Source organism: Nitrosovibrio sp. Nv4 (genome assembly GCF_900215485.1).
Classification (GTDB): domain Bacteria; phylum Pseudomonadota; class Gammaproteobacteria; order Burkholderiales; family Nitrosomonadaceae; genus Nitrosospira.
Window position 1 is genome coordinate 1,037,734 of record NZ_OCMZ01000001.1, and the last position, 17,109, is coordinate 1,054,842.

Below are 17,109 nucleotides of genomic sequence, written 5' to 3' on the forward strand. Positions count from 1 at the left end.
GGTGTCGCTAAGTTCTAACTATTTTCGGGTTTCTAAATTGAAAAAAAAATATTTTGGCACTGATGGTATACGCGGGCGGGTAGGGGACATGCCTATCACACCGGAATTCGTGATGCATCTCGGTTATTCTGCGGGCAAGGTATTGACCTCATCGGACTGGCATCTGTCCAAGGGCGAACGTCCGGCTGTTCTGATTGGAAAAGACACTCGTATATCGGGATATATGCTTGAATCAGCGCTACAAGCCGGGCTTTCCGCCGCCGGCGTGGATGTGCTGTTGTCCGGGCCCATTCCGACACCGGCGGTAGCTTACCTCACTCGTGCATTGCGGCTACAGGCGGGCATCGTCATTTCCGCATCGCACAATCCGTTTGAAGACAACGGTATCAAGTTTTTTTCCGCGTCGGGCACAAAATTGCCGGATGCGACTGAACATGAGATAGAAGCAGGGCTGGGTGCTCCCATCAAGTCGATGGCTTCGGCCCAACTTGGTAAGGCAAGACGTATCAACGATGCAAGAGGACGTTACATCGAGTTTTGCAAAAGCACGTTTCCGAATCATCTTGACCTACGCGGTTTGCGGATTGTGGTTGACTGTGCTCATGGAGCGACATATCAAATTGCCGGTCCGGTGCTGCATGAGCTGGGCGCCGATGTTGTTGCTATCGGGGCTCAGCCTGATGGTCTCAATATCAATCACGAATGCGGCGCCACGCACAGCGCGACGCTACAGGAAGCTGTCAGACGGCATCAGGCCGATATTGGCATTGCGCTCGATGGCGATGGCGACCGCGTCATCATGACCGATCAAGACGGCGTGCTTTTCGACGGCGACCGGCTGATCTACATTATTGCCACGCATCGCCAGAAGAAGGGGCTGCTCAAGGGAGGGGTGGCAGGAACATTAATGACCAACCTCGCGGTAGAAAACGGTTTAAAGAAACTGAATATCTCCTTTGCCCGCGCTAACGTGGGCGACCGTTATGTGCTGGAGCTACTGCAGAAAAAGGGTTGGCAATTGGGCGGCGAGGGTTCCGGCCACATTATCTGCATTGACAAGCACACTACGGGTGACGGCATCATTTCGGCATTGCAGGTTTTATATGCCATACGCGATTCAGACAGGACTCTGGCCGAGCTTGCGCACGGCGTCACGCTTTATCCGCAGCAGTTGATTAATGTCAAGGTTCCCAAAGGGTTTGATTCGCGAGTTAACGCGGCGATCAAGGCGGCCCAGGCAGAAGCGGAACGCGACCTCGATGGCAGCGGCCGCGTGCTGTTGCGTCCATCGGGCACCGAGCCGCTGATACGTGTAATGGTCGAGGGTGAGTCCAGGCAGAAGGTTGAACATTGGGCGGAGAAAATAGCTGATCTCGTGCGGACAGTCGCGGCGGAATGAAAGCGCAACGGGCAATAACGGGGTAATTCCTGCTGTAACAACACATACCCAAGCTCCGGGTTAGCATATCCGCCTTCTATCGTCAGATACGATGCCAATGGAACGCGATCTTTATAATCAAAGCTGGCGAACATACGGAGGCGGTTATCTCTCCGCTGCAAGCGCGAATGTCACGGAACGGTAATATTAATGATCTAGCATGACCATGCCGCAAAGGGGGCAGTGTCTCTGATCAATCAAAATGGGGGAATGAAATGTTGAGTTTGCCAAATAGTATCGTACTGGGAATGTCAGCCGTATTTGGAACATTGATGGCCAGTGCCAACATTGCGAGTGCTGACGCATTCGTAAAAATCGATGGCTCCAGCACCGTTTATCCTATAACTGAAGCGGTGGCGGAAGATTTTCAGAGTGCGAAGAAAGGCGCGGTTAAGGTAACCGTCGGCATCTCAGGCACAGGCGGGGGCTTCAAAAAATTCTGCCGTGGCGAAACGGATATCGCCAATGCTTCACGCCCCATTCTTCAAAAGGAAATGGATGATTGCAAAAAGGCCGGTGTGCAATATGTTGAGATGCCAGTGGCATTTGACGCGCTGACGGTAGTGGTGAACCCCAGAAATAGCTGGAGCCCAACCATCACTGTCGCCGAGCTGAAGAAAATCTGGGAACCGGCCGCGCAAGGTAATATCACCAAATGGAGCCAGGTAAATCCGGCATGGCCTGACGAGTCGCTCAAGCTCTACGGTGCGGGTGCGGATTCCGGTACCTTCGATTATTTTACAGAAGCTATCGTCGGCAAGGCCAAATCGAGCCGTGGCGATTTTACGGCGTCCGAAGATGACAACGTGTTGGTACAAGGGGTGGCGAGCGACAAAAACGCACTCGGGTTTTTCGGTTATGCCTACTATGTCGAAAATCAGAAAAAGGTCAAAGCGGTCGCGGTCGACGGAGGTAAAGGACCTGTTCTCCCCTCTGCAAAAACAGTGGAAGACGGTACATACCAGCCGCTGTCCCGCCCTATTTTTATTTACGTGAATATTAAATCGGCTGAGAGACCTGAAATCAGGCAGTTCGTTGAGTTTTACATGAAAAACGCCCAGACATTGGTGAAAGAAGTCAAATTTTTTCCGCTACCGGTACAGGCCTATACAACCAACCTTGAACATCTCGACAAGAAGAAGGTGGGAACCGTATTCGGTGGTCGATCGGAAGTCGGTCTGAGGATTGAAGAATTACTCAAGCGCGAGGCCAGCCTATAAAGCGCGAAAAGCCGAATATTGAATTGGGTTGACCTGAAGGAAAACGAATCAGCAGATCATCTGGGCAAAAGCGATCTGCTGATTCCAGCGCTATTGTCCGGCCTCATTCCTTTGCAGCTATTTCTTTTTCTAGTGCCCGCCACCTTCCCTGACAGCATCCTTGCGTTCCAAATCAATCCGGATTTGGTAAGATAAGGCTGATCCGGCCGCTGTCTGGCGCATCACGCGTTGGACTGATATAGTTCTGCCCCATATGGCAGAGGCTCGGTTTGAGCCGAGATTCTGCGCGGGACTGCGGTTACGGCCGTAAACACCGGGGAGAACTAGGGCTCCTTTACAGTCAAGGAATTGCTGATTTGGTCTATTTTTACAACGGGGAAAAGTTGTGACTGTCGTTCGATTGCCGGATGGTTCGGAGCGTACGTATGAGCAGCCGGTGACGGTGGGCGACGTCGCGGCCTCGATAGGCGCGGGCCTGGCTCGTGCGGCGCTGGCGGGTAAAGTGAACGGTAAGCTGGTGGATATATCCAGTCGCATCGAAACAGATAGCGATTTGAGTATCGTCACTGAAAGGGACACTGAAGGGCTGGAAATCATCCGCCATTCCAGCGCGCATCTGCTGGCGCATGCGGTGAAAGAGTTGTTTCCGGAAGCACAAGTCACCATTGGCCCGGTGATCGAGGATGGCTTTTATTACGATTTTTCCTACAAACGTCCATTCACGCCAGAAGACCTTGCGGCAATTGAAAAGCGCATGGCGGAAATCAGCGCGCGAAACCTGAAAGTCGAGCGCAAGGTTTTGGAGCGCTCCGCAGCAATCAATTTTTTCAAGAACCAGGGCGAGCACTACAAAGCGCAGATTATTGAGGCCATTCCCGGAGACGAAGAAGTTTCTCTTTATTCTCAGGGAAATTTTACCGATTTGTGCCGCGGACCGCATGTGCCGACCACGTCCAGGCTCAAGGTCTTCAAACTGATGAAGCTGGCGGGCGCATATTGGCGCGGCGATTCACACAATGAAATGCTGCAGCGAATTTATGGTACTGCATGGGTTAAGAAGGAAGACCAGGAAGCCTACCTGCATCGCCTTGAAGAAGCGGAAAAACGCGACCACCGCAAGCTCGGAAAGCATCTGGCTTTGTTTCACATTCAGGAAGAAGCGCCAGGTATGGTATTTTGGCATCCCAAGGGCTGGATCATCTGGCAGCAGGTAGAGCAGTATATGCGTGAAATATTCCGCAATAACGGCTACCTGGAAATCCGCACGCCCTCGGTGCTGGACAAAGGGCTTTGGGAGCAGTCAGGGCACTGGGAAAATTTCCACGAGAACATGTTCATTACTCAGTCGGAGGAGCGCGAATTCGCGGTCAAGCCTATGAACTGCCCCGGTCACGTCCAGGTTTTCAAACAGGGTTTGAAAAGCTACCGTGATCTGCCGCTGCGGTTGGCCGAGTTTGGTTCTTGTCATCGCAACGAGCCATCCGGTGCCCTCCATGGTATCATGCGGGTACGAGCCTTCACTCAGGACGACGCGCACATTTTTTGCGCTGAATCCCAGGTACAGGATGAGGCAGTACAATTTATTGATCTGTTGCAGAAGGTTTATACCGATTTCGGCTTTAATGAGCTTCTGGTGAAGCTTTCAACCCGTCCCCAAAAGCGTGTCGGCTCTGAAGAGCAATGGGACAAGGCGGAAGCCGCATTGCAATCGGCATTGAATCGCAAGAACCTTGTCTGGGATTTGCAGCCCGGCGAAGGCGCCTTCTACGGACCTAAAATCGAGTTCTCTCTCAAGGATAGCATCGGCCGTTTATGGCAGTGTGGCACGCTGCAACTCGATTTTTCCATGCCGGAGCGCCTGAAGGCTGAATATGTGGCAGAGGATAATTCCCGTCGGGTACCAGTGATGCTTCATCGAGCGATTCTGGGGTCCCTCGAACGCTTCATCGGCATCATCATCGAAAATTATGCAGGCGCTCTCCCATTGTGGCTTTCCCCGGAACAGGCAGTGGTGCTGAATATTTCCGAGGGGCAGGCAGACTACGCCAGGCACGTAACAGAGGAACTCAGGCGTCACGGCATTCGTGCAAGCGCGGACTTGAGAAATGAGAAAATAACTTATAAAATACGAGAACATAGTTTGCAGAAATTGCCTTATCAGATAATTGTGGGCGACAAGGAAGTGGCCGCGCAAGTCATAGCCGTGCGGACCCGAACAGGTTCCGATCTTGGCCAGATGTCGTTGCAGGCGTTTATTCAACGGCTTACAGCAGAGATATCCATAAGAGCTGGCGCGGTTTAATTTATTAACAGATTTGGGGAATTACTATAGTTCAAGAAAAAGCAGCCCGCATCAATCAGGAGATTAATGCACCCGAAGTGCGTTTGATTGGTGCCGATGGAGAGCAGATAGGCGTCGTCTCCCTGGCGGCCGCCAACACACTCGCCGAGGAAGCAGGCGTGGATTTAGTCGAAATCGCGCCTACCGCTCAACCCCCGGTGTGCCGTTTGATGGATTATGGCAAGTTTCGTTATCAGGAAAGCAAGAAAAAACACGAGGCCAAGCTCAAGCAAAAACAAATCCAGATCAAGGAAGTCAAATTCCGCCCCAACACGGACGAAGGCGATTACAACATCAAGCTGCGGAATTTGATCAGTTTTCTTGAAGAGGGTGATAAAGCCAAGATCACATTACGTTTTCGCGGACGTGAAATGGCGCATCAGGAATTCGGCGTGCGTCTGCTGGAGCGATTGCGGGGTGATCTGGAATCGCATGCGGTGGTCGAGCAGTTCCCCAGGATGGAGGGACGGCAAATGGTGATGGTGCTGTCTCCCCGGAAGAAAGAAGTAAAAATGCCCAAACCAAAGGCAGTTACGGAAACTGATGCTGGTGGCGGTTAAGTTATTACCAGGCACAACTGCAGCAGTACCGTAAGGTGGCCGAGTAGTCGGAAGGTAAGATAGCAAGGTCTGGAGTCGTTCCCGCCAATATCAATAAAAATAGAGCGGGTATATATAGATATATAGGTGATGCAGCAATTTTGTGGCATCGGAAAAAAACAAGTGATTTCCGGGTTTAAAGCGTTCCGGTCAGGAAACACCCGGCGTCATGTTAAAGCAGGAGTAATGTATGCCAAAGATGAAAACAAAGAGTGGAGCAGCAAAGCGTTTTACTGTGCGGGCAGGCGGTAGCGTAAAGCGCTCACAAGCATTCAAGCGCCATATTCTTACCAAGAAAACCACGAAAAGCAAACGTCAACTGCGCGGAACCGTGGGTGTCCATTGCAGCGACGTGGCGTCGGTGCGCGCCATGATGCCTTACGCCTAAGGAGAGACTGATATGCCAAGAGTAAAACGTGGTGTAACGGCTCACGCCCGTCACAAAAAAATACTGGATCTCGCAAAAGGTTATCGCGGACGCCGCAAGAACGTTTATCGTGTGGCCAAGGAAGCCGTGATGAAAGCGGGGCAATATGCTTACCGTGATCGCCGTCAAAAGAAGCGTCAATTCCGGGCTCTGTGGATTGCACGCATCAACGCTGCGGCGCGGGAGTGTGGATTGTCCTATAGCGTTTTCATGAACGGTCTGAGAAAAGCCGAGATTGAGGTTGATCGCAAGGTTTTGGCTGATATTGCCGTATTTGACAAGCCGGCCTTTGCGAAAATAGTTGAGCAAGCCAAAGCAAGTCTGGCCGTATAGCGGTAATAGCAATAAAGCTGCGAGGAGGCTGAAGGCACACGCGCCTTGCCTCCTTTTTTCTTGTTTGGGCCCGCGCAATCTATCCGTGCCATATTTTCATGACTAATCTGGATCAACTTCTCGGTGAAGCGATCGAACTCTTCAACGGTATAGACAATACCGCTGAGCTGGAGCAGGCAAAGGCGCGCTATCTTGGCCGGCACGGCAGGCTGACCGAATTATTGAAGGGATTGGGCAAACTCGTGCCGGAAGAGCGCCCCGCCATGGGGAGCCGCATTAATCAGGCGAAGGAAGCGCTCGAAGCCGCGCTTAACCTTCGCCGTGATGTAATTCAGGAAAAACAACTGGAGGGGCGATTAGTTGAAGAAGCGTTGGATGTGACTCTGCCTGGACGCGGTTTGGGAACAGGCGGAGTGCATCCCATAACGCGAACACTGGAGCGCATACAGTCGTTGTTTCATTCGATGGGGTTTACAGTGGCTTCAGGCCCCGAGATCGAGACAGATTTCTACAACTTTACTGCGCTCAATATTCCGGAAAATCATCCGGCACGCGCGATGCATGATACATTTTACATCGATAATGACAACGGAAAAGGCGGGCATCTGCTGCGTACGCATACCTCACCAGTCCAAATCCGGCACATGGAAGACAACCCACCGCCCTTGAAGGTAATCGCCCCAGGAAAGGTATATCGTTGCGACTCCGATTTGACACATACGCCAATGTTTCATCAGGTAGAGGGCTTGTGGATCGATGAAAATGCCAATTTCTCGGCATTAAAAGGAGTGTTGGCGGATTTCATGCAACACTTTTTCGAGCGCGATGATTTGCCGGTCCGCTTCCGCGCTTCTTTCTTCCCGTTTACCGAGCCTTCCGCTGAAATGGACATCGGCTGCGTGATGTGCCAGAACGGTTGTCGTATATGCGGTTATACAGGCTGGCTCGAAGTGCTCGGTTGCGGTATGGTGCATCCCAACGTACTCAAGCACGTCAGCATCGATAGTGAGAAATATATCGGCTTCGCTTTTGGTTTGGGGGTCGAGCGGCTGGCGATGCTGAGGTATGGGGTGAATGACTTGCGGTTGTTTTTCGAAAATGATTTGAGATTCCTGAAGCAGTTTAATTAAAGGAGCCCCTGAATGGGGTTTTTCCGTGGAGCGACAAAAATCACGTCCCCGGAAAGAACAGATACTCATGAAATTCTCAGAAAACTGGCTCCGTACTTTCGTTGATCCGCCGCTGTCGACAAACGAACTTGCTCATGCGCTAACAATGGCAGGCCTGGAGGTCGAAGCTATTGAGCCTGTTGCCCCGGCCTTCAGCAAGGTGGTCGTGGCCGAAGTAGTATCATTGCATAAACATCCGGACTCGGACCACCTTAATGTCTGCGAGGTGAACGCAGGTTCAGCAGGGGATGGCAAGACCTTACAAATTGTCTGCGGCGCAGCTAATGTTCGTGCTGGGGTAAAAGTGCCCTGCGCGCTGGACGGCGCCCAACTGCCGGGCATCGCCATCAAGCCGACGAGGATACGCGGGGTCGAATCCGCCGGTATGTTATGTTCCGCCAGGGAACTGGGGCTAGGGGAAGACACGTCAGGTTTATTGCTGCTTCCGGCCGATGCCCCGACCGGCGTCGATTTCCGGCATTATTACGAGCTTGAGGATAAGCTTCTTACCCTCAAGCTAACCCCGAACCGCGGCGATTGCCTGGGGCTGACCGGCGTTGCGCGAGAGGTGGCGGCGATTACTTCTCAAAGTCTCAGGCTGCCCACAGTTAAACCGGTTGTGGGTCAGATCGATGAGACTCTCGCAATACACATTGATGCGCCGGATGCTTGCCCGCTATACTGCGGCCGGGTAATTCGGGGTATCTCCCTTGACGTTCCCACGCCCCAATGGATGCTTCGCCGTCTTGAACGCAGTGGCTTGCGCGCGATCAACGGGGTAGTGGACGTGACCAATTATGTAATGCTGGAAACCGGTCAGCCGCTGCATGCTTTCGATCTGGCTAAGATTTCGGGCGGCATTACGGGCTCGATTCACGTACGCTATGCCAAGGCTGGTGAAACGCTGCAATTGCTGAACGGTGAAAACCTTGTGCTGCAATCCGGCATGCTGGTGATCGCAGATGAGGTCAAACCACTGGCACTTGCCGGCATTATGGGTGGAAATGAAAGTGGAGTGACACAAGGGACAACCGACGTGTTTCTGGAGAGCGCTTTTTTCAGTTCCGACGTGATGGCGGGCAAGTCATTCTCCCTTGGGTTCAGTTCGGATTCAGCATACCGCTTTGAACGTGGGGTGGATTTTGGCGGAACCCGCGGTGCGATGGAGCGGGCCACGGGTCTGATAACGGATATTTGTGGCGGCAGGGCGGGGCCGGTCGCTGAAGCCAGGGGTAAGCTGCCGCAACGCAATCCGATCGGCCTCCGATTGGAACGGGTCCGGCGAGTCCTTGGCATCGATCTTGGCGAAGCCAGAGTGGCTGAACTATTGCGACGCTTGCAATTCAGCTTCTCGATCGCAGGGGGGTTTTTCGCGATAACGCCGCCGACCTACCGCTTCGATCTTGCCATAGAGGAAGATCTGATCGAGGAATTGGCGCGCATACACGGCTACGATCACATACCTCCAACACTGCCTCGTGTGAGCCTGGGCATGCTTCCTGAGCCTGAAACCCGGAAAGCGCCGTCACGGTTGCGGCAAATCCTTGTGGGACGGGATTATCAGGAAGTCATCAATTATACCTTTGTAGATGCCACATGGGAATCGGAGCTGGCTGGCAACAAAATGCCAGTCGCATTGAAGAATCCGCTGTCCAGTCTGTTGACAGTGATGCGCAGCAGCCTGCTTGGGGGTCTTGTATCGAACTTGCAATTCAATCTTAACCGCAAGCAGCCCAGGGTTCGTCTGTTCGAGATTGGATGCTGTTTCGAGAGATCAGGCGGGACCTATACTCAACATGAAAAAATAGCCGGGCTTTGCTATGGAGACGCAATGGCTGAGCAGTGGGGAGCCGCCGCTCGCTGGGTAGATTTTTACGACGTAAAAGCGGATATTGAGGCGCTGTTCTGGCCATCAGCAGCAGATATTGCGGTGGCAACCCATCCAGCCTTGCATCCTGGCAAGTCGGCCCGGATCAGTCTGAATAATAAAGCCGCCGGTTTCGTGGGAGAGCTCCATCCTCGCTGGCAACAAAAGTTCGACCTGCCTAAATCCGTCGTGCTGTTTGAGCTGAATATGGACGTACTGATGACTCAAACACTGCCGAAGGCTATGGAAATTTCAAAGTACCCGCCAATACGACGCGATATTGCCGTAGTGGTGCCGGAGAATGTCCGCGTCCAAGCGATGCTAGACTGCATGCACGCAAACCGATCACCGGTCGTTTCGGAAATTTCCTTATTTGATGTATACCATGGAAAAGGTGTCGAAGATGGAAAAAAAAGTCTTGCTTTCCGTATGTTATTGCAAGATACTGAAAAAACGCTAACCGATGCCGAAGCCGATGGGATTACAAAAATGTTGATAAACGTTTTGGAAAGTCGATTTGGTGCGACGTTGCGCAACTGATAAAAACGAGAATTGGGCGGCGTCGGAAAGTAAAATAAACAGGTGAGGGAGACTATGACCTTAACAAAGGCGGAGTTGGCAGATTTGCTCTTTGAAAAAGTCGGGTTCAACAAGCGTGAAGCCAAAGACATGGTGGAATCCTTTTACGAAGAGGTGCGTGTCGCGCTACAAAATGGCGACGGCGTTAAACTTTCGGGTTTTGGAAATTTTCAGCTGCGCGACAAGCCGCAGCGTCCTGGCCGCAACCCCAAGACAGGTGAAGAAATTCCTATTACCGCCCGAAGAGTGGTCACTTTTCACGCGAGCCAGAAACTGAAGGCAATGGTCGAAAAAAATCAGCATGGAAAACCTAACACCTAGCGGCGCATTGCCGCCCATCCCTGCGAAGCGCTACTTTACCATTGGGGAAGTAAGCGAGTTGTGTGGCGTCAAGCCACATGTGTTGCGTTACTGGGAGCAGGAATTCACGCAGTTAAGACCCGTCAAGCGCCGTGGCAACCGCCGCTACTATCAGCGCCACGAAGTGCTGCTGGTCCGCCGTATCCGTGAATTGCTCTACGAGCAGGGTTTTACCATTCATGGCGCTCGCACTCGTTTGGGTCAGGGTATGACCGATGCGGCGTCTTCTGTTCCGGGCTCAACCTTTTCCTCATCAGTCGATTTGACGCTATTGCGAAGCGAGATAAAAAGTATCGTATCTTTGCTTCGATCCTGATCCATTCCCATTCCCATTCCGTATCCTTCTCCACCCCGGGTTACAAAGTAGCCCTAATCTCCTGGCTTATTGTTATAATTTGACTTTCGGGGCGTAGCGCAGCCTGGTAGCGTACTTGCATGGGGTGCAAGTGGTCGGAGGTTCAAATCCTCTCGCCCCGACCAGTTGAGCCCACAGGTGATTTGATCATTTTTTATGCATCGTGGGCTTGCCCGTAATGCTTAGCGAATTTTTTTCGCCCCAATAAGCTAAAAAACACCTTGGGGTACTTTCCGAATGCGCATATTGCTCAGCAATGATGATGGGTATTTTGCGCCAGGTCTTGCCTGCCTTGCTGAAGCGCTTTCCGTTATTGCGGATATCGTCGTGGTCGCACCGGAACGTGACCGGAGCGGCGCCAGCAACTCTCTTACGCTTGACCGACCCCTCAGTCTGCGTGAATCCCACAATGGATTCTTTTACGTCAATGGAACACCTACGGATTGCGTACATCTGGCTGTCACCGGTATGCTCGACACATTGCCTGACATGGTGGTATCGGGAATAAATGATGGCGCAAACATGGGTGACGACACGATTTATTCCGGCACCGTAGCTGCCGCTACCGAAGGTTTTTTGCTGGGCATACCCTCGCTTGCCATTTCTCTTGCCAGTTTTTCCGCGGGAAATTTTTCAACCGCCGCACGCATTGCGACAGAAATAGTGCAGCGTTTCGAAGACGACAAGCTCCATGGCCCTATACTGCTTAATGTCAATATACCTGACATTCCATACGATGAATTGCAAGGGATTGAAGTTACGCGGCTTGGAAGGCGGCACAAAGCGGAGCCGGTGGTCAAGTCGAAAAGTCCGCGCGGCCATACAGTTTACTGGGTAGGCGCGGCTGGACCTGCTCAGGATACCGGAGAAGGGACCGATTTTCTCGCTGTTCAGCGTAACTGCGTATCGGTGACGCCACTGCAAATCGACCTGACGCGATATGGACAGATGGATGCGGTAAAAGAGTGGTTGAAATAGCAGCCAGGCTTTATTGTTGTCGGACCTGGCTTAAAAGCCAGCTGCTCGGGGCATGTCTGGCTTGAACGCTCACCATTCCGGAATCGGCATGACCTCCCAGCGCACTCGAGCGCGCATGATCGAGCGTCTGCGCGCACAAGGTATCATGGACGAAGTGGTGCTTGCGGCGATGACTGCCATTCCCCGCCATATCTTTGTCGAGGAAGTGCTGGCGAATCGCGCATACGACGATGTCGCGCTGCCTATCAATTTCGGCCAGACAATCTCGAGTCCGTTTACGGTAGCGCGCATGAGCGAGTTGCTGCGCGCGGGTACAGGGCTCGACAAGGTGCTCGAGATCGGCTCAGGCTGCGGTTACCAGACAGCTATACTCGCACAGCTTGCCCGCGAGGTTTATTCTATCGAGCGAGTCGGTCCGTTACTCACCCGCACTCGTACTCGCTTACGGGAGCTGCGCCTCAGCAATATTCGCCTGAAGCACGCCGACGGCCTGCTCGGTCTGCCCGAGGCCGCACCGTTTGACGGCATTATTCTCACCGCTGCAACCACGCACATTCCCCCGCCGCTGCTGGAGCAATTAGCGATTCGCGGTAGAATTGTTTTTCCCAAAGGGAGTCAGGAGCAGGTTCTGTGCGTTATCGAACGTAACTTGCAAGGCTACACTGAGACAATACTTGACGAGGTCAGGTTTGTCCCGATGATGCCTGGCATCTGGAAGCGCTAAGGAATGCCAGGAAACGTCAAGGAACGCTAAGGAACGCAAGGAACGTTAGGCGATGCAGAACAAGAGACAGGAATGACGAATACAGGAATCGGTTGGAAGCGCATAAAGAGTGGCGCATTAGCCCGCGGATTTATCGCGGGCCGTCGCTGCGTATCTCCTGCGGGCAAGTTTCTGCCATTCTATTCAGCGCTTATTCTATGCTTCCTGGTTGCTGGTTGTGAATCCACCCCGCACCACCATGCGCCGGTAGTCGATAGTTATATGCCTGAGCCGGGGAAACCCGGCCCAATCTCCGAGACCGGCGCCCTGCGCTCGAACGTCCATATTGTAAAAAAGGGCGATACGCTCTACAGCATCGCGCAGAGCCATGGCATTAACCAGAAGGATTTGGCGGAGTGGAACAATATCCGGGATCCCGGAGCGGTACATATCGGTCAGCAGCTCATCTTATCTTCACCCACGCCATTGGCGCAGCCATCGCTGTTCCCGATCCAGGAGCCTCTGCGGCCATCTGCGGCCCCGGCGGCCCCGGCGGCCCCGGCCGCGGCTGACGCCGGCTCCCAAACTGGAACAAAATATCCGATTAACACCGATAAGCTGAAAACCGGCCCCAAGGCATTCAAACTTCCCTATTCGGAGCAGGCTGTAGCACAGATGAAGAAAGGCCTGGCGGATATTCCCCCCTCCGTAATGACAGTAAAGGCTGATCCGAGTCCTGAAAAAAATATCAGCACCCCCGGAATTGACCCGATACCGCCCACTGCAGAAGCTGCTCCTGATGATGATCGTGTCGAATGGACCTGGCCTACGAAAGGCAAAGTATTGGACCTGTTCTCGGAAAGTACCAAAGGCATCGACATAGTCGGCAAGACGGGTCAAGCGGTGACAGCGTCCGCGGGGGGCAAGGTGGTTTATAGCGGTGCCGGACTGCGCGGCTACGGTAAGCTAATAATTATCAAGCATAACAATACATATCTTAGTGCCTACGCTCACAACGACAAGCTTCTGGTGAAAGAGGGGGAAACAGTAGTCAAAGGTCAAAAAATCGCTGAGATGGGGAATACCGATAGCAGTCTTGTGAAACTCCATTTCGAAATTCGCAAAAACGGAAAACCGGTCGACCCGCTAAAACATTTACCTGGACTATCAGGATAAATCAAGGATGAACCAAGGATGAATCAGCTCGAATATTCCGACGACGAAGAATCCTTTGACAAGACCGATCCATTGGATCCGGACAATGCGCTTGAAGTTTCCGAACCACCACCCAGCGTTGGCGCCGAGCCTCTCAATGACTTCCTGCTGACCGACGTCACTCAAATCTATTTCAACGAGATCGGTCATAATGCCCTGCTGACTGCGAAGGAAGAGGCGGCGTTGACCCGCCTGGTCAAGCAGGACGATTTTAATGCCCGCCAAAAAATGATTGAGTGTAATCTGAGGCTGGTGGTAAACATCGCAAAACATTATACCAACCACGGTGTTGCGTTACTGGATCTGATCGAAGAAGGAAATATGGGAATGATGCATGCACTGGACAAATTTGACCCGGAGCGTGGATTCCGCTTTTCGACTTATGCCACGTGGTGGATACGCCAGAATATTGAACGGTGCATTATGAATCAGTCGCGGACGATTCGCCTGCCTGTGCATGTTATCAAAGATTTGAACGTCATTTTGCACGCGGCCCGCCACATGGAAGCGCATACGGGAAAGGAACCCAAACCGGAGGATGTGGCACATCTGTTGGGACGCCCGGTGAAGGAGGTGCAGCGCATGCTGTCCCTGAACATGAGCATGATGTCATTGGACGCCCCCCTCGATGTGGATCCGTTGTTGTCCATTGGTGATGCCATCGCGGATGACCAGAACCCGGGCCCCGACCTTATGATGGAACAATCCGAGATTAAATGCCGCGTGCAGGAGTGGCTTAATCGGCTAAATGAAAAACAACGATATATAATTGAAAAGCGCTACGGCCTGAATGGTTATGAAACCCAAACGCTGGAACAACTAGCGACCAGCCTTGATCTCACGCGAGAGCGCGTACGCCAGATTCAATTGGAAGCGCTGCAAACGTTGCGGGTAATATTGAGGTGTGAGGGGGTGTCAAAGGATGGCGTGTTCTAGCAGCCTGTCAGGAATACGTGTAGGCCCGCCATGAACTCAATATCGAACCCGCATCAAACGGCTTGAGCGCGCGTTTGAACCTTTGTTCAGACAGACTTGTCACATAAAATAATGTTGAAAGTATGTGTGTTAACGTACATAATTCAAAATACGTGACAGTGCGAGATCCTGGCGGTGGCCGGCAATCGCAGAATAGTCTGGACGGCAGTTTTAACCCGATGACCATCCGCATGAGTGCGGCGAATATTATTTCTGAGTGACGATAATCATGACTATGCTACAACCAGAGTTTTTAGCACCCAATCCTGGCTTGTGTACCGAAGAGGAGATATCGCGGCTGGTGCATACCTTCTATGCGAGAGCCCGGAAAGATCCTCTGCTGGGTCCGATTTTTGAAGCCCACGTAACCAACTGGGACGCGCATTTTGTGCAGATGATCAATTTCTGGTCAATGAAACTACGCGGAACAAGCGATTTCCGGGGGGCACCCATGCCCAAGCATGTAGCCCTTCCAGGGCTCACTTCCGAATTATTTGAACGATGGCTGCAGCTCTTTCGCCAAACCACGAGTGAGATGGGAAACCCGGATTTACAGTTCAACGCGGATACGCTGGCATTGCATATCGGCGGCAGGCTATGGCTAAGATATCAAATGGAGCGCTACCCTGATAGGGAACTGGTCGAACTCTGCGGAGCATAATTGGCCTGTTTGGTCTTGATGTAGATAATAGGCTACGAGATGAATGCAAGCGGTCCGGGTGGTGGTCTCGATAGCGCTAAGTTTCGAGCCACACTTCCGTCCTCAAACTGAACATCCCCATGTTCGTCACCAATGCCGGATCAGCGTTCGGGGCAAGACGCATGTGTCTTAAGCGTTGTCTCTTCGTGTATTGCGTTTTGTCCGGGACTGCGGCATCCATATAACGTCACAATTCGTCGTTCAAGCCCAGGCTCTTCAACTCCAGTCCCTCTATCTCCTGCAATGATTTTCCTGCAATTCCCTGCAGGTCTCCATACATTCCTACTGTTGCGCCCATGACGCGCATGATTTGCTCCTCGCGCTTGGCCCATTGTTTCATTATTACCTTGCGCTCTTTATCCAGATCCTCCTGCATGGTGGTAAATGCTTCAACGATGGCTTCTACGCGCTGACGGAAACGCGGACCGGTGAGATACTGATAGATCATTTCGGTCTTGGTTTGCACACCATCGGAAGACTGCCGTGCGAGGGCAAGTTCGAGTAGCGAGTGGCGCAGAATAAGCGCTACCGGCAATGCTGCTCTGGGGTGCGTTACCCAGACGCCATCGACCATTTCAAAGGTTTCAACGCCCTTCGGCAACGTGTGACTCACGATCACTGCAATTTCCGCTTTTGCAGCGCGCTGGTCTTCCCGCAATTTGGCGAGCCACATATCGCTCCAGTTTTTTGTGCGCTTCGTCTCCCATAAAATTGTGCCCCCGGATTGTCCACCACTCCCGATAACACGGTGCAGCACATCTCCGCCGTAGTCGCCTTTAGGTACCGGCTCGATCGCATCGAAAGGGAATTTTGCGCGCAACAGATTTTCGAGCGCCAGTTCCTGCACTTCCCCTTGCAGTTGTTGAGAACCCTGCTCCGCCCTGCGCATCAGCTCTTCGATTTTATGCTGCATGGATGCGATGGTCTGGTCCTTTTCCATTACCTTGAGTTTGAGTCCTTCTTCCGCTTCCTGCCTGGCCCTCATGCGTACCACAGTTAATCCATCCTGCACACGCTTTTCTATGGTGAGTTCGAGTTCGCGTCTGGCATCGTCGAGCTCCCGCTGTTTCTTGATAAGTTCTGCCTGAACTTTTTGGGCCGCTGCCAGTTTTTCGTCGCGGCTTTTGAGTACTTCCTGGAGCTCTGCAAGCTCCCGCATCTTGCTGTCCAGCTCGGCGGCGCTGGCAAGTCTCGCTTTTCTGGATTCGTCGGCAATAACGCGGCTTCGCTCGATACTCATCTGTGCCGCGACCTGATCGGCTACCCGATCATCCAACGTACGTTTAGCCTCTGCAATCTCTTTTTCTTTTTCGCGGATCCCTTGTTCGCGCCTAACGACATCTTCGTCTTTTTGCAAGAGCTGCTGCTCGAACTGCTTGCGCGTGGCGGCCAGGAGCGGTGCGGCAAGGGATTCTGTGAGGCGGATTTCGGTCTTGCACTGTGGACACGTAATCGTAGGTTCCGTCATGTTTCAATCCTGAAAATTATCAAAAGGCCGTATCTTGCTCCTCGTGAGATGGAGGGTATTCGGGATTATAGGGCATACGGCGCAGGGAACGATCCCTGGCATTGAACCCAATTCCGCGCCTTCTGAACAGGAGGCGGCAAGGCGCTTATTTTCCGCCGTTTTCGGATATACTTGCCTTAACAGTTGTAAATACCTGATCCTGTAGGCAATGGAAATCGATTTTCAAGCCTTTCTGGCTATCTGCCACGGGTTCATGGTATCTCCCCCACAGGAGTTGAATAACCGGAGAATGTTGTTTGTCAGGGCGTCTTGCTGCCTTTGATAATTCATCCAATGTTTTTTTGATATTTCCCCGGAAGTTGCTTACTGGGTTGTAATGGCT

Annotated in this window: 16 protein-coding genes and 1 tRNA gene; 16 read left to right on the top strand and 1 reads right to left on the bottom strand. The window is 52.5% G+C overall.

What is annotated here, in order from left to right; genetic code table 11:
- Nucleotides 1-37 precede the first annotated feature (37 nt).
- The 16 genes from glmM (at nt 38) to CRO05_RS04740 (ending at nt 15,220) form a co-directional block, all read left to right on the top strand.
- Nucleotides 38-1,399, top strand: a complete 1,362-nt coding sequence (glmM, locus tag CRO05_RS04665; protein WP_097066026.1) for a phosphoglucosamine mutase — start codon at nt 38-40, stop codon at nt 1,397-1,399.
- A gap of 254 nt (nt 1,400-1,653) precedes the next feature.
- Nucleotides 1,654-2,658 carry a PstS family phosphate ABC transporter substrate-binding protein gene (locus CRO05_RS04670; protein ID WP_097066027.1) on the top strand — a complete coding sequence of 335 codons (1,005 nt, stop codon included), beginning with the start codon at nt 1,654-1,656 and terminating at the stop codon, nt 2,656-2,658.
- 385 nt (nt 2,659-3,043) lie between these two features.
- Entirely contained in the window at nt 3,044-4,960 is a 1,917-nt protein-coding gene (gene thrS, locus CRO05_RS04675) for a threonine--tRNA ligase (protein WP_097066028.1), read from the top strand.
- 20 nt (nt 4,961-4,980) lie between these two features.
- On the top strand, nt 4,981-5,559 hold the full coding sequence (infC, locus tag CRO05_RS04680) for a translation initiation factor IF-3 (protein ID WP_369831612.1): 579 nt from the start codon (nt 4,981-4,983) through the stop codon (nt 5,557-5,559).
- A gap of 229 nt (nt 5,560-5,788) precedes the next feature.
- Nucleotides 5,789-5,986 carry a 50S ribosomal protein L35 gene (gene rpmI / locus CRO05_RS04685; protein WP_090880347.1) on the top strand — a complete coding sequence of 66 codons (198 nt, stop codon included), beginning with the start codon at nt 5,789-5,791 and terminating at the stop codon, nt 5,984-5,986.
- A gap of 12 nt (nt 5,987-5,998) precedes the next feature.
- Complete coding sequence (gene rplT / locus CRO05_RS04690; protein WP_097066030.1) at nt 5,999-6,358, top strand: 50S ribosomal protein L20; 360 nt, start codon at nt 5,999-6,001, stop codon at nt 6,356-6,358.
- Nucleotides 6,359-6,456: 98 nt separating this feature from the next.
- Nucleotides 6,457-7,488: a phenylalanine--tRNA ligase subunit alpha gene (gene pheS, locus CRO05_RS04695; RefSeq protein ID WP_097066031.1), complete on the top strand. Its 1,032-nt coding sequence runs from the start codon at nt 6,457-6,459 to the stop codon at nt 7,486-7,488.
- A 67-nt stretch (nt 7,489-7,555) separates the two neighbouring features.
- Nucleotides 7,556-9,934, top strand: a complete 2,379-nt coding sequence (gene pheT / locus CRO05_RS04700; protein ID WP_097066032.1) for a phenylalanine--tRNA ligase subunit beta — start codon at nt 7,556-7,558, stop codon at nt 9,932-9,934.
- 54 nt (nt 9,935-9,988) lie between these two features.
- Nucleotides 9,989-10,294: an integration host factor subunit alpha gene (locus CRO05_RS04705; protein ID WP_090880334.1), complete on the top strand. Its 306-nt coding sequence runs from the start codon at nt 9,989-9,991 to the stop codon at nt 10,292-10,294.
- On the top strand, nt 10,275-10,649 hold the full coding sequence (locus CRO05_RS04710) for a MerR family transcriptional regulator (protein ID WP_097066033.1): 375 nt from the start codon (nt 10,275-10,277) through the stop codon (nt 10,647-10,649). Before CRO05_RS04705 ends, CRO05_RS04710 begins: the two co-directional genes overlap by 20 nt.
- Nucleotides 10,650-10,736: 87 nt before the next feature.
- Nucleotides 10,737-10,813 (top strand) — tRNA-Pro (locus tag CRO05_RS04715).
- A gap of 112 nt (nt 10,814-10,925) precedes the next feature.
- A complete protein-coding gene (gene surE / locus CRO05_RS04720; protein WP_097066034.1) occupies nt 10,926-11,666 on the top strand; it encodes a 5'/3'-nucleotidase SurE in 741 nt (246 codons plus the stop codon).
- A gap of 61 nt (nt 11,667-11,727) precedes the next feature.
- Nucleotides 11,728-12,390 carry a protein-L-isoaspartate(D-aspartate) O-methyltransferase gene (locus CRO05_RS04725; protein ID WP_097066668.1) on the top strand — a complete coding sequence of 221 codons (663 nt, stop codon included), beginning with the start codon at nt 11,728-11,730 and terminating at the stop codon, nt 12,388-12,390.
- Between the two features lie 72 nt (nt 12,391-12,462).
- Nucleotides 12,463-13,545, top strand: coding sequence for a peptidoglycan DD-metalloendopeptidase family protein (locus CRO05_RS04730; protein WP_235001287.1), 1,083 nt, complete (start codon nt 12,463-12,465; stop codon nt 13,543-13,545).
- An 18-nt stretch (nt 13,546-13,563) separates the two neighbouring features.
- Nucleotides 13,564-14,520: an RNA polymerase sigma factor RpoS gene (gene rpoS, locus CRO05_RS04735; protein WP_097066035.1), complete on the top strand. Its 957-nt coding sequence runs from the start codon at nt 13,564-13,566 to the stop codon at nt 14,518-14,520.
- Nucleotides 14,521-14,794: 274 nt separating this feature from the next.
- Nucleotides 14,795-15,220, top strand: coding sequence for a group III truncated hemoglobin (locus CRO05_RS04740; RefSeq protein WP_369826973.1), 426 nt, complete (start codon nt 14,795-14,797; stop codon nt 15,218-15,220).
- 226 nt (nt 15,221-15,446) lie between these two features.
- On the opposite strand, the gene CRO05_RS04745 is transcribed toward CRO05_RS04740, so the two are convergent.
- Nucleotides 15,447-16,727: a DUF2130 domain-containing protein gene (locus CRO05_RS04745; RefSeq protein WP_097066036.1), complete on the bottom strand. Its 1,281-nt coding sequence runs from the start codon at nt 16,725-16,727 to the stop codon at nt 15,447-15,449.
- Nucleotides 16,728-17,109: the final 382 nt, after the last annotated feature.